The organism is Streptomyces sp. NPDC021096, assembly GCF_040641275.1.
Lineage (GTDB): Bacteria > Actinomycetota > Actinomycetes > Streptomycetales > Streptomycetaceae > Streptomyces.
The window spans coordinates 23,535-35,798 of sequence record NZ_JBFADG010000026.1; the positions used below are offsets into that span (position 1 = coordinate 23,535).

Annotated in this window: 9 protein-coding genes; 2 read left to right on the forward strand and 7 right to left on the reverse strand. The window is 71.4% G+C overall.

Features of this window, described 5'->3' with window-relative positions:
• Positions 1-104: 104 nt before the first annotated feature.
• Positions 105-1,511 (forward strand): family 2B encapsulin nanocompartment shell protein, encoded by a 1,407-nt coding sequence (locus tag AB0G59_RS24970; RefSeq protein ID WP_360915633.1) that lies wholly within the window; start codon positions 105-107, stop codon positions 1,509-1,511.
• 31 nt (positions 1,512-1,542) lie between these two features.
• On the opposite strand, the gene AB0G59_RS24975 is transcribed toward AB0G59_RS24970, so the two are convergent.
• Complete coding sequence (locus tag AB0G59_RS24975; RefSeq protein WP_360915636.1) at positions 1,543-1,737, reverse strand: hypothetical protein; 195 nt, start codon at positions 1,735-1,737, stop codon at positions 1,543-1,545.
• A 265-nt stretch (positions 1,738-2,002) separates the two neighbouring features.
• Between AB0G59_RS24975 and lysX the strand changes: the two genes are divergently transcribed.
• A complete protein-coding gene (gene lysX / locus AB0G59_RS24980) occupies positions 2,003-5,374 on the forward strand; it encodes a bifunctional lysylphosphatidylglycerol synthetase/lysine--tRNA ligase LysX (RefSeq protein ID WP_360915638.1) in 3,372 nt (1,123 codons plus the stop codon).
• Here the strand turns inward: lysX and AB0G59_RS24985 are convergent.
• From AB0G59_RS24985 to AB0G59_RS25010, 6 genes are all read right to left on the reverse strand, one after another.
• Positions 5,319-6,038 (reverse strand): ATP-binding cassette domain-containing protein, encoded by a 720-nt coding sequence (locus AB0G59_RS24985; protein ID WP_360915641.1) that lies wholly within the window; start codon positions 6,036-6,038, stop codon positions 5,319-5,321. The two genes, lysX and AB0G59_RS24985, sit on opposite strands and share 56 nt — an antisense overlap.
• Complete coding sequence (locus tag AB0G59_RS24990) at positions 6,031-6,951, reverse strand: ABC transporter ATP-binding protein (protein ID WP_360915759.1); 921 nt, start codon at positions 6,949-6,951, stop codon at positions 6,031-6,033. Before AB0G59_RS24990 ends, AB0G59_RS24985 begins: the two co-directional genes overlap by 8 nt.
• Before the next feature lie 122 nt (positions 6,952-7,073).
• Positions 7,074-7,940: an ABC transporter permease gene (locus tag AB0G59_RS24995; protein ID WP_360915644.1), complete on the reverse strand. Its 867-nt coding sequence runs from the start codon at positions 7,938-7,940 to the stop codon at positions 7,074-7,076.
• A complete protein-coding gene (locus AB0G59_RS25000) occupies positions 7,933-8,898 on the reverse strand; it encodes an ABC transporter permease (protein WP_360915762.1) in 966 nt (321 codons plus the stop codon). The genes AB0G59_RS24995 and AB0G59_RS25000 overlap by 8 nt, the downstream gene beginning before the upstream one ends.
• Before the next feature lie 32 nt (positions 8,899-8,930).
• Positions 8,931-10,529 (reverse strand): ABC transporter substrate-binding protein, encoded by a 1,599-nt coding sequence (locus AB0G59_RS25005; RefSeq protein WP_360915647.1) that lies wholly within the window; start codon positions 10,527-10,529, stop codon positions 8,931-8,933.
• Positions 10,530-10,815: 286 nt separating this feature from the next.
• The gene (locus tag AB0G59_RS25010) at positions 10,816-12,081 is read right to left on the reverse strand and encodes a DNA sulfur modification protein DndB (RefSeq protein ID WP_360915650.1); all 1,266 of its coding nucleotides are present in this window, start codon (positions 12,079-12,081) and stop codon (positions 10,816-10,818) included.
• Positions 12,082-12,264 lie beyond the last annotated feature (183 nt).

Here is a 12,264-nt window from a genome sequence, read left to right on the forward strand (position 1 = left end):
GCTCAGCCGCCACCGGTACCGACGACCCGGTGGATGCGGGGCCGGCGGGCTACAGGCCCCGCCTTGTACGCGCCATGCTTCTCACAGATGGGTGATCACCACTAATGACCACGTCAGCCGAGCCGGAGCGCTCCGAGCAGCCGACGCAGGCACAGCTGAGCCTGGCCACCGACGCGGCACGCCAGCTCGCGACGACCACCAAGTCCGTACCCCAGATGCGCGGGATCTCCTCGCGCTGGCTGCTGCGCATCCTGCCCTGGGTGCAGGTGTCCGCAGGCACCTACCGGGTCAACCGGCGTCTGACCTACACCGTCGGGGACGGCCGTGTGGAGTTCGTCTCGACCGGCACGGAGGTCCGGGTCATCCCGCCCGAGCTGGGTGAACTGCCGCTGCTGCGGGACTTCGAGGACGGCGAGGCCCTGGAGGCGCTCGCGGACGCCTTCGTCCAGCGGGAGTACGCCCCCGGTGACACGATCGTGGAGGCCGGCCGGCCCGCCGACCACATCTATCTGATCGCCCACGGCAAGCTCGCCAAGACGGGCACCGGCAAATACGGGGACGAGACCGCGCTCGGCACCCTGGCGGACGGCGACTACTTCGGCGAACGGGTGCCGCTGGAGCCCGACGCCACATGGAACTTCACCGTCCGCGCTGTGACGCGCTGCACGATCCTGGCCATGCCCCTGCAGGCCTTCCAGGAACTGACGGACCGCTCCGAATCACTGCGCGCCCATGTGGCGGGCTTCGCGTCCCGCCCCACGCGGCCGGCGAACAACCGCGGCGAGGCCGACATCGCGGTGACCTCCGGACACATCGGCGAGCCCGCGCTTCCCGGCACCTTCGTCGACTACGAGCTCAAGCCGCGCGAGTACGAGCTGAGCGTCGCCCAGACGGTGCTGCGCGTGCACACCAGGGTCGCCGACCTCTACAACGAGCCGATGAACCAGGTCGAGCAACAGCTGCGGCTCACCGTCGAGGCCCTGCGCGAGCGCCAGGAGCACGAGATGGTGAACAACCGCGAGTTCGGCCTGCTCCACAACGCCGACCTCGGCCAGCGCATTCACACCCGCAGCGGCCCGCCCACCCCCGACGACCTCGACGAGCTGCTCTCCCGGCGCCGCAAGACCCAGTTCCTGCTGGCCCATCCGCGCACCATCGCCGCGTTCGGGCGCGAGTGCAACAGCCGGGGCCTGTACCCGAAGAACATCGACGTCATGGGCACCAGTGTGCGCTCCTGGCGAGGCGTGCCCCTGCTGCCCTGCAACAAGATCCCCATCAGCGACACGGGGACGAGCTCGATCATGGCGATGCGGACCGGCGAGGACAACCAGGGCGTCATCGGGCTCCACCAGACCGGCATCCCCGACGAGTACCAGCCCAGCCTCAACGTGCGCTTCATGGGCATCAACGAGCAGGCGGTCTCGTCCTATCTGGTGAGCGCCTACTACTCGGCGGCGGTGCTGGTGCCGGACGCGCTCGGCATCCTGGAGGACGTCGAGATCGGCCGCTGACCGGCCGGTGACGGGCGAGGGGGCGGCCCGGTCAGGGCCGTACCCCGCTGACGAAATGGGCGGTGGCGTAGAGCCCGTGGGAGATGGTCGGCGCGATGCTCGTGCTCGCGAGCAGGAAGCCGAGCATGACGCAGACAGCCGCGTGTGACGTGCGCAGCCCTCCGCTGCGCATGAACACCACCGCCAGGATCAGAAGCAACAGGACCACCGAAATCGAAACAGCCATGGTGTACCTCCTCGGCGGAGCGGCGGATGTTCGTCAGTGTCGCCCATCGCACCCTCACAACCGGTGCGACAGACATACTCCATCTGGGTGGAAAATCAGCGATTCATACGCGAAAAAACATGACAAGCCATGAAAAACCGTGAGACACCGCAAGCGGGCACGGCAGCCAGGAGCAGACGGGGGTGGCCGGAAGAGCCGCCACCCGGCCGTCGTGCACGACCGCGCTCGACGGGCGTACGGCCGGTCCCGTGCCTAGGCTGACGGAATGAGCCGCACAGTCCGGGAGCGCGGTCCCGCCACGGCACAGGAGACGAGGGCACAGGAGGCCGGCCCGGAGGCGGCCGGGCGGGAGAGCGCCTGGCGCCGTTTCCTGCACCGCGTTCCCGACGGGTTCGCCCTCTTCTTCGGACTGCTCGGCGTCTTCTGCACGCTCACCTCGCTCATCCCGCCGCTGCGGCGTGCGGCCCGGCCGCTGACCGACGCGCTGGACCTGCTGACGGTCCCCACGGCCCCGAACCTCGCCTACGCCGTCTTCCTGCTGCTGCTCGCCGCCGCGACGGCCGCACGCAAGCGGGTCACGCTCTGGTTCGTCCTCGGCTATCTCGCGCTGCTGCTGTTCACGGACGCGGTGCTCATGGCGGTGGGCTACTGGGACACGATCCCCTCGCTCGTCCTGTGCGTCGCGGCGATGGCGCTGCTGATCCTGGCCCGGCGCGAGTTCTACGCCGCGTCCCGGCGCGGCGCCTTTCTGCGCGCCCTGCTCGTCCTCGCCGCGAGTCTGGGCGTCGCCATCCTGCTGGGGTGGGCCCTGGTGTCGTTGTTCCCGGGCACCCTGGAGCGCGGCGGCGGCAACCGGCTGCTGTTCGTGGCCAACAAGGTGTGCGGAGGCCTGGTGAGCAGCCGGCTCTTCGTCGGCTACCCCCCGCACTGGGTCTACTTCCTCCTCGGCCTCTTCGGCGCGCTGGCCCTGCTCAACGCCGCCATGACGCTCTTCCGCTCCCAGCGCCTCGAAGCCGCCCTGCACGACGACGAGGAGCCGCGCATCCGCGCCCTCCTCGGCCGCTACGGCGGCCGGGACTCGCTCGGCTACTTCGCGACCCGTCGCGACAAGGCGGTCGTCTTCTCCCCCAGCGGCAAGGCCGCCGTCACCTACCGCGTCGAGGCGGGCGTCTGCCTGGCCTCCGGCGATCCGCTGGGCGACCCGGAGGCCTGGACACCGGCCGTCGACGCCTGGCTGGAGGTCGCCGGCCGCTACGGATGGCAGCCCGCCGTGATGGGGGCCAGCGAGGAGGGCGCCAAGGCGTACGCCCGCTCGGGGCTGAGTGCGCTGCAGCTCGGTGACGAGGCGATCCTCCAGGTCGCCTCGTTCGACCTGGAGGGCCGCGAGATGCGCGTGACCCGCCAGGCCGTCAACCGGGTCGAGCGGACGGGCGCGACCGTACGGGTGCGGCGTCACGCGTCGCTCTCCGACGAGGAGATGGGCGAGGTCATCGGGCGCGCCGACGCCTGGCGCGACACCGAGACCGAGCGCGGCTTCTCCATGGCCCTGGGCCGGCTGGGCGACCCCGCCGACGGCGACTGTCTGCTGGTCGAGGCCTTCGACAGGGACGGCACGATGATCGCGCTGCTGTCGTTCGTGCCGTGGGGCTCCGACGGGGTCTCGCTGGACGTGATGCGGCGCGACCGGGCGGCGCCCAACGGCGTCATGGAGTTCATGGTCGCCCAGCTGTGCGCACAGGCCGGCCGGTTCGGGGTCAAGCGCATCTCGCTGAACTTCGCCGTCTTCCGGTCGGCGTTCGAGGAGGGTGCGCGCATCGGTGCGGGGCCGGTGCTGCGGCTGTGGCGCAAGCTGCTGCTGTTCTTCTCCAAGTGGTGGCAGCTGGAGGCCCTCTACCGCTCGAACGTGAAGTACAACCCCGAGTGGCACCCCCGCTTCCTGTGCTACGCCGACGCGGGGGCGCTGGCCCGGATCGGGCTGGCCGCCGGTATCGCGGAGGGCTTCGTCGCCGTGCCCAGCCTGGGCAAGCTGTGGAGCCGCGGGCGGGCCAGGGGCGCGGCCCGCCCGGCCTCGACGGCGGGCCTGCCCTCGCTCTCCGAGCTCGGCTTCACACCCGCCGGCGCCGGCCCGGGCGCCGCGGAATCCGACGAGCTCGCGGGCCTGCCGGAGCAGGTGCGGGTGCGGCGGCAAAAGCTGGAGCGGCTGCGTGCCGCGGGCGTCGACCCGTACCCCGTCGACGCCCGGCGCACGCACACCCTCGCCGCGGTGCGCACGGCCGTCGGCGGGCTGCCGCCCTCGTCCCGTACCGGGGAACGGGTCACCGTGGCCGGCCGGGTCCTGCTCATCCGCAACCACGGCGGAGTGGCCTTCGCCGTGCTGCGCGACTGGTCGGGCGACCTGCAGCTGGCCTTCACCCGCGACGGCTCCGGCGAGGAGCTGCTGCGGCGGTTCACCACCCACATCGACCTCGGCGACCACATCGAGGCCGAGGGCGAGCCGGGCACCACCGACCGCGGCGAGCCGACCGTCTTCGTCACCCGCGCCCGTATGACCGCCAAGTGCCTGCGCCCCCTGCCCGACAAGCGGCGCGGTCTGAGCGATCCGGAAGCCCGGGTCCGCATGCGTTACGTGGACCTGGCCGTGTCCCCGGAGGCCCGGCGGACCGTACGGGCGCGCAGCGCGGCCGTCCAGGCGCTGCGGCAGGGCCTGCTCGACCGGGGCTTCCTGGAGGTCGAGACCCCGATGCTCCAGCAGATCCACGGCGGCGCGAACGCCCGGCCCTTCACCACCCACATCAACGCCTACGACCTCGACCTGTACCTGCGGATCGCGCCGGAGCTGTATCTGAAGCGGCTGTGCGTCGGCGGCATGGAGAAGGTCTTCGAACTGGGCCGCACGTTCCGCAACGAGGGCGTGTCGTACAAGCACAACCCCGAGTTCACGATGCTGGAGGCGTATCAGGCGTTCGCCGACTACGAGGTGATGCTCGAGCTGACCCGTGAGCTGATCCAGCAGGCGGCCGTCGCGGCGCACGGCTCGGCGATCGCGGTGCGCACGGACGACGACGGCAAGCGCGTCGAGCACGACATCTCCGGCCTGTGGCCGGTGAAGACCGTCTACGGCGCGATCTCCGAGGTGCTGGGGCAGGAGATCGGCGCGGACACCACCGTGGAGGCGTTGCGCGTGCACTGCGACGCGGCGGGCGTGCCGCACCGGCCGCAGGACGGGCGCGGGGACATCGTGCTGGAGATGTACGAGCGCCTGGTCGAGGAGCGGACGACTCTGCCGGTGTTCTACAAGGACTTCCCCACGGACGTCTCGCCCCTGACCCGCCCGCACCGGTCCGACGCCCGGCTCGCCGAGCGCTGGGACCTCGTGGCGTTCGGTACGGAGCTCGGCACGGCGTACTCCGAGCTGATCGACCCCGTCGAGCAGCGCCGCCGTCTGACGGCGCAGTCGCTGCTGGCGGCCGGCGGCGACCCGGAGGCGATGGAGCTGGACGAGGACTTCCTGCGGGCCCTGGAGTACGCGATGCCGCCGACGGGCGGGCTGGGGGTCGGCGTGGACCGGCTGGTGATGTTCCTTACGGGGCTGTCGATCCGGGAGACGCTGCCGTTTCCGCTGGTGCGGCACCGCTAGCCGTGGCCTGCGGGGACAGTTCCGTCCAGCGCACCGTGCGGTCGCACCAGCGGTCCAGCAGTGCCGCGTCGTGGCCGACGGCGAGGAGGCCCGCGCCGCTGTCGCGCCGGTAGGCCTCGACGGCCGCGACCAGGGCGGCGGTCGTGGACGCGTCGAGCATGGCGGTCATCTCGTCGCAGATCAGCCAGCGCGGCCGCAGGACGAGGGCCCGCGCCAGGCAGGCGCGCTGCAGCTGGCCGTCGCTGACCGCGTGCGGGCGCCGGGCCAGCAGCTCCTGCGACAGTCCGACGGCGGCGGCCAGCTCCCCCACGCGCTGCGGGGCTTCGGCCCGGCGGCCCGCTGCGCGCAGCGGCTCCGCGATCAGGTCGTGCAGCCGCAGCCGGGGGTCGGCGGACTGGCGGGGCTGCTGGAAGACGACGCCGAAGGCGGTGCGCTGTTCGCGGGGCGCGCGGTGGCGCCAGCCCCGGGCCGGTTCGCCGTCGATGACGACGGTCCCGGCCTCCGGCCGGTGCAGGAGGGCGGCGACGCGGGCCAGGGTGGACTTGCCGCAGCCGCTGGGGCCGAGGAGGCCGACGGCCTCGCCGTCGGCGACGGTCAGGGACACTTCGCGGACGACCGGATCGCGCGGGTCGTAGCCGGCGGTGATGTCACGCAGCTCAAGCACGGTGGGTCTCCCCGGCTGCCGGGTGCGGGTGGTGGCAGGCGACCCCGCCGGTGAGCGCCGGTACGGCCGAACAGGCGGCCGCCGCCCGGTCGCAGCGGGCGGCGAAGGCGCAGCCGTCGGGCAGGGCGCCGAGCTCGGGTGGCATGCCCGGGATGGGGGTGAAGCCGCGCTCGGGCAGGGCGTCGAGGAGGCCGCGTGCGTAGGGGTGCCGGGGCCCGGGGCCGCCGAAGAAGTCGGCGGCGCGGGCGAACTCGACGATGCGGCCCGCGTACATCACGGCGACGCGGTCGGCGATCCGCTCGGCCGCCGCGAGGTCGTGGGTGATCATCAGCAGGGCGCGGCCGGCGTCGGCGTGGCGGCGCAGTTCGTCGGCCGTACGGTCCACGAGCTCACGGTCCAGGCCGGTGGTGGGCTCGTCGGCGAGCAGCAGCGGCGCGTCGCCGACCAGCGCGAGCGCGGTGGCCGCGCGCTGGGCGAGGCCGCCGGAGAGCTGGTGCGGATAGCGGTCGAGGTGGTCGGCGGGGAACGCGGCACGCTCGGCGGCGGCCTCGACGGCCTCGTCCAGGGCGGTCCCACGGGCGCGGGTCAGCTCGCGCACGGTCTCCCTCAGCTGCGAGCGGACGGTGCGCACGGGGGTGAGGTGTCCGGCGGGGCTCTGCGGTACGAGGCCGATGCGGCGGCCTCGTACAGTGCGGGCGATGGTGCGCTCGTCGGCGGTGAGCAGGTCGAGGCCGTCGGGGCCGCCGAGGAGCGCGGCCCCGGCGGTCTCGGCGTTGCCGGGCAGGAGCCCGAGCAGCGCGGAGGCGAGTACGGACTTGCCGCAGCCGCTCTCGCCGACGAGGGCGAGGCATTCGCCGGCCCGCAGTTCGAATGTGGCGCCGGTGACGGCGGCGACGTACCGCCCGCCGCGCATGCGGAACCGTACGGACAGGTCGGCGACGGACAGCACGGTCTCGCCCGCGGCAGGCAGGGGGCCGGTCCCGGGGACGGCCGGGGCCGTGGTGGCGCCGTCCGTCCGGGCGCGCAGGCGCGTTCTCACAGCGTCAGCTCCGATCGGCGCCGGGGGTCGAGCCGTTCGCGCCAGGCGCCGGCCAGGCCCGCCACGGCCAGGGTGGGGACGATGATGAACAGGCCCGGGAAGAGCGTCGGCCACCAGTCGCCGGCGAGGAGCGAGCCGCGGGCGCTGTTGACCATGTTGCCGAGGCTCGCCTCGTGCGTGGGCAGGCCCAGCCCCAGGAACGACAGGGCGGACTCGTGCCAGATGGCGTGCGGGATCATCAGTACGGCCGCGAGCGCGGCCCGCGGCAGCACGCCCGGCAGCAGATGGCGCACCGTGACGCGCCACCGGGAGGAGCCGCCGGAGACGGCCGCGTCGGTGTAGGGCCGGGTGCGCAGCGACAGCAGCTCGGCGCGGACGATGCGGGCAGTCGACAGCCAGTGCGTGAGGGCGACGGAGGCGACCACCGGCCAGATCCCCGGCCGGAACATCGCCACGACGAAGATGCCGAGCAGCAGGTGCGGAACGGAGGAGAAGAGGTCGACGATCCGCATCACGGCACGGTCCACCCAGCCGCCGAGGGCGCCGGCCAGTGCTCCGGCCGCGGTGCCGATGACGGTCGCGGCGAGGGCGGCGACGACGCCGACGAGGAGGGAGACGCGCAGCCCGTAGACGCAGCGCAGCAGCAGGTCGCGGCCCACTTCGTCGGTGCCGAAGGGGTGAGCGGGGCTGGGGGGCAGCAGCTTGGCGCCGAGGTCGACGGCCTGCTCGTCCAGGGGTACGGCGAGGGGGACGACGAGCACGGTCAGGACGACGGCCACGACGACGAGCGCCGAGGTGCGCACCCGCAGAGCGCGGGTGCGGGAGCCGTGCGCCGCCGCTGCGCGCCAGGTGAGGTCAGCCATCGAAGCTCACCCGGGGGTCGGCCAGTCCGTACAGCAGGTCGGAGAGCAGGTTGCCGAGCAGCACGGCGGCCGTGGCGAGGACGGTGAGCGCGGCCAGCAGGGGGAAGTCGACGCTGGTGGCGGCCTGGACGGTCGCGGAGGCGATGCCGGGCCAGCTGAAGACGGTCTCCACGAGCAGCGCGCCCGTGATCAGTTCGGGCACGCGCGAGCCGATGAGGGTGAGGACGGGCAGCAGTCCGGACCGCAGGGCGTGGCCGAGCAGTACGTTCCGCTCGCGCAGGCCACGGGCGCGGGCGCCGCGCACGGGGTCCTCCTCCAGGGCGTCGCCGACCCCCTGGCGTACGTACAGCACGAACCACGGCAGCTGGGTGGCGGCGAGCACCGCGGCGGGCAGCACCAGGTGGGAGGTGACCTGTCCGGCGGTGGCGACGTCGGTGCCGGTGTCGGTGAGGCCGCCGGCCGGGAGGGTGCCGAGGTGGACGGCGAAGAACCAGATCGCGAGCAGTCCCAGCCAGAAGGGCGGTGCCGCTTCGAGCGTGTACGCCAGCGGGGTGACGATCCGGTCGAGAAGGCCGCCGCGGCGCCGGGCGGCGAGGACGCCGAGCGCGGTGCCCACGGTCACGGCCAGCACGAAGGCGACGCCGCACAGCAGCACGGACCAGCCGATGCGTTCGCCGATGACCTGGGCGACGGGCTGGCGCAGTGAGGTGGAGTCGCCGAGGTCGCCGGTCAGCGCGGCGGTGATCCAGTCCCACCAGCGGGCGACGAAGGGGCGGTCGGCGCCGAGGTTCTCGCGCAGCTGGTCGAGGACGCCCCGGCCGGCGCTGAGCCCGGCGGAACCGGCGTACGCCTTGGCGGGGTCGAACGGCGAGGCGGCGGCGATGGCGAAGACCCCGAAGGTCACGACGGCGAGCAGGGGGACGGCGGCCAGCAGCCGCCGTCCCGCCATGCGGGCCATCGGCCCCCAGGGGATGCCGGGGGACCTGGTCGTCACTTCTTCGGCTGCCAGTCCTCGACGTTCCACCACGGCCCGGCGCCCAGGCCGTGGTCGTGGGGCTCGACCTGGGTGGTGAGCTCCTGCCAGGAGTCGTTCATGACGTACAGGTGGTCGACGTGGGTGAGGAAGGTGTAGCCGGGGTTGTCGGCGAGGCCGCGCTGGACGGCGTCGTACGCCGCCTTGCGGGCGGCCTTGTCGCCGCTGCGCCGGCCCTCTTCCAGGGCCTTGTCGACGTCGGGGTTGCGGTAGGCGGCCATGTTGTTGAAGCCGTCGAGGGCGAGGGAGGAGTGCAGCAGGTTGTAGAGGTCGAAGTCGGGGTCGGCGGGGTTGCCGCCGCCGGCGAGGACCGCGTCGTCCTTCATGCGCGGCTCGATGACCTCCCAGGTGCCGCTCTGCACCTTGACCTCGATGCCGGCCTTCTTGGCGTCGGAGGCGAAGGCGAGGGCGTGCTCCTCGCGCAGCTTGTCACCGGCGGGGAACCAGAGGGTGAAGGCGGCGCGCTGTCCGTCCTTCTCCCGGATGCCGTCGCCGCCGGGCTTCCAGCCCGCCTCGTCCAGCAGCTTGCGGGCCTTGTCCAGGTCGTGCGGGCGCTCGGTGCCCTTCGCGAACCACTCGCTGTCGGTGGGCACGGGCCCGTGACCGGCCCGGCCGGCGCCCTCGAGCAACTTGTCGACCATGGCCTTGCGGTCGACGGCCAGGTCGAGGGCGCGGCGTACGGCCAGGTCGCCGGTGACCTTGTTGGCGGTGGGCAGGGTCACGCCGCGGAAGTCGGTGGTCTTGGCGGTGATGGTGAGCTTGCCCTTGTCGCCCTTGAAGCCCTTGGCGAGGTTGGGCGGCAGGATGGCGCCGTCGAGGTCGCCGGAGCGCAGCCGGGTCGCCCGGACGTCGTCGTCCTTGATGATCGCCATGGTGAGCTTCTTGACCTTGGGCTCGCCGCGCCAGTAGGTGGGGTTGGCCTTGAAGGTCAGCTTCTCGCCCTTGCTCCAGCCGGTGAGCACGTAGGGGCCGGTGCCGATGGGCGCGGTGTTGAACGAGCCGGTGTTGACGTCCTGGCCCTTGGCCGCGTGCTCGGGGGCGATGGGCAGGACGGTGCGCTCGGCGAAGGCCGCGTAGGGGTACTTGAGCGCGAAGACGACGGTGTCGTCGCCCTCGGCGGTGACCTTGTCGATGGCGTCGAGCTCGCCCTTGGCGGCGTTGTTGGTCTTCTCGTCGAGGATGGTCCGGTAGGTGAAGACCACGTCCTTGGCGGAGAAGGGCTTGCCGTCGCTGAACTTCACGCCCTGCCGGAGCTTGTAGGTGTACGTGCGCCCGTCGTCGGCGACCTTCGGCAGCTCGGCCGCGAGGGCGGGCTGGAGCTTCATCGCGGCGTCGCGCCGGAGCAGCCCGTCGAAGATCTTGGAGTTCCCGTCCTTGCCGTAGCCGAGGAGCGGGCTGAGCGTCTCGGGCTCGTTGGCAAGCCCGACGACGAGCGATTCCTTACCGCCCCCGGCCCCCTCACCCCCACTGCCGGGCGCCGAACAGGCCGCCGCACCGGCCGCGAGAACCCCTGCCATGGCCGTGGCGGCCACTCCCCGTATGGACCGGGCCGTCATGCCCACACCTCTACTCACGTACTTCTTGCTCACGTATTTCACGATCAACTGCAATTGCGAACTTCTCGCAATTAAACAGCACGTAAAACTGGGCGGGGCAGGGGGGTGGGGGAAGGTGCAGGTCAGGGGGTGTGGGGGTGGGGTGGGGGTGGGGTCCGGGGAGCCATTTGGGGAGCCACCGGGTGAGGAAGAGGAGCGTCGTCGACGCTATGGGGAACCTGGGGCGCCGTCCTCGGCTGCTTCTTCTTCAGCTCGCGGGGTGAGGCTCGGAATCACGCAGTCGCCATTACAGGGCGGCGGGGGTCTTCTTGTACCAGTTGGTGATGACGCCGACAAGGTGGACGATGTTTTGAGTCCGCATGATCGGCGCAGCGGCGTTCGGCTCGAAGTCGTCATTCGCCGCGGTGGTGCGCCAGACGCTGGTCTCGGCGACCGGCGCGGCCATGTGCGGGTCGAGACGTTTGAAGAAGGCGGTGATGTCATCGAGCTCGACCGGGTTGTCGCCCGCTCGCAGCTCGCGGAAAACGCCACCGAGGACGCGGAGCATGCCCACAGAGCCGAGGAGGGAGGTACGGCGCACCTCCTGGGCCATGGTGAGCTCCCCGGCCTGACACTCCTCCTCGGGATCGTCCTCGGTGAGGGCGGCGAGGTCGGTGAAGGCGTTGGAGATGACGTCGAGGAAGTCCTTGACCTGCTCGATCACTTCGCCGTCGGTGAGAGTCTCCTCAGCCTTTTTGCTGATCCGACCGCCGGCGCCGGCGATGACGGCGCGTGTGATGTCGGCGACATGCTTGGCCCCCATGAAGTTGGGATTCTTTAGTGTCATGCGGTCCTGCTCGGCGTCGACCCGGCCCTTCAGTAGAGGGTGGTCGATGACGTCGGACAAGGTGCGGTTTGCGACCTTGTAGCTGTCGAAACGAGCTCGGACGGCGCTGCTGATGCCCTTGGCGTTGTCGGCGACATCCACGAACATCTGCTGAGCCTTGATCGGGTCCGGCTCGACGTAGATATCCAGGCCGACGTACTCGACCTTCAAGCGGTTCATTTGGCCGATGAGCTTCTCGCGCTCGACTTCGAGCTTCGCGGCCTTCTCCACGCTGACTTTGCGGGCCATCTCACGGTCGACGGCAGAGATGGCGTCGGTGATGCGCTGCTTTTCGATGGCGACGCCGAGCACACGGTGCTGGCCATCGATGGTCCGCAGGGAGGAGATGCCGCCGATCGCCCACGGGACAGTCAGGTATCCAACGGCACCGTGCTCGTCCACCTTCTCGAAGGTGCAACCGCCGCCGTCCCGGGCTAAGAGGGCGGGGGCGACCCAGTCCTGCTTGATGTGGAGGTACTCGCCGAAGTGCTTGGCGTGGAGGCGGTCAACCTTACGGTTGTCCTTGTCGACGTTGTTCGGGTCGGGGACAGGAAGGATAGTCGGGAGGTCCAGGAGAGGGACACGCACGCTGTAGACGGTGCGGCCCCCCTGAGGAGTCTTAATAGCGAGGTAGGTACTGGAGTCCTGCGGCTGGGACAGTCGCAGCGGGTCGACGTTGATGCTCACGAGAATCCCCCAATGGGATCGGCCACGCTCTTGGTCGGCGCGACAACACCCAAACCGTAGCCTGCAGTTGCCAGCCAGCGCAGGTAAGTTCTTAATTCACCAAGATGTGACCCAGCCTGCCAGGGAGGCAAACAGGCAGTCACACACCGCGGCATCAGACGGCTGTCTGTGAACAACCACGGA

What these genes read in the sequence shown, in the direction of transcription:
- lysX (WP_360915638.1), top strand. Translation starts at nt 2,003, where the DNA reads ATGAGCCGCACAGTCCGGGAGCGCGGTCCCGCCACGGCACAGGAGACG.
- AB0G59_RS24990 (WP_360915759.1), bottom strand. Translation starts at nt 6,951, where the DNA reads ATGCGCGGCGGGCGGTACGTCGCCGCCGTCACCGGCGCCACATTCGAA.
- AB0G59_RS24995 (WP_360915644.1), bottom strand. Translation starts at nt 7,940, where the DNA reads ATGGCTGACCTCACCTGGCGCGCAGCGGCGGCGCACGGCTCCCGCACC.
- AB0G59_RS24970 (WP_360915633.1), top strand. Translation starts at nt 105, where the DNA reads ATGACCACGTCAGCCGAGCCGGAGCGCTCCGAGCAGCCGACGCAGGCA.
- AB0G59_RS24975 (WP_360915636.1), bottom strand. Translation starts at nt 1,737, where the DNA reads ATGGCTGTTTCGATTTCGGTGGTCCTGTTGCTTCTGATCCTGGCGGTG.
- AB0G59_RS25000 (WP_360915762.1), bottom strand. Translation starts at nt 8,898, where the DNA reads ATGGCCCGCATGGCGGGACGGCGGCTGCTGGCCGCCGTCCCCCTGCTC.
- AB0G59_RS25005 (WP_360915647.1), bottom strand. Translation starts at nt 10,529, where the DNA reads ATGACGGCCCGGTCCATACGGGGAGTGGCCGCCACGGCCATGGCAGGG.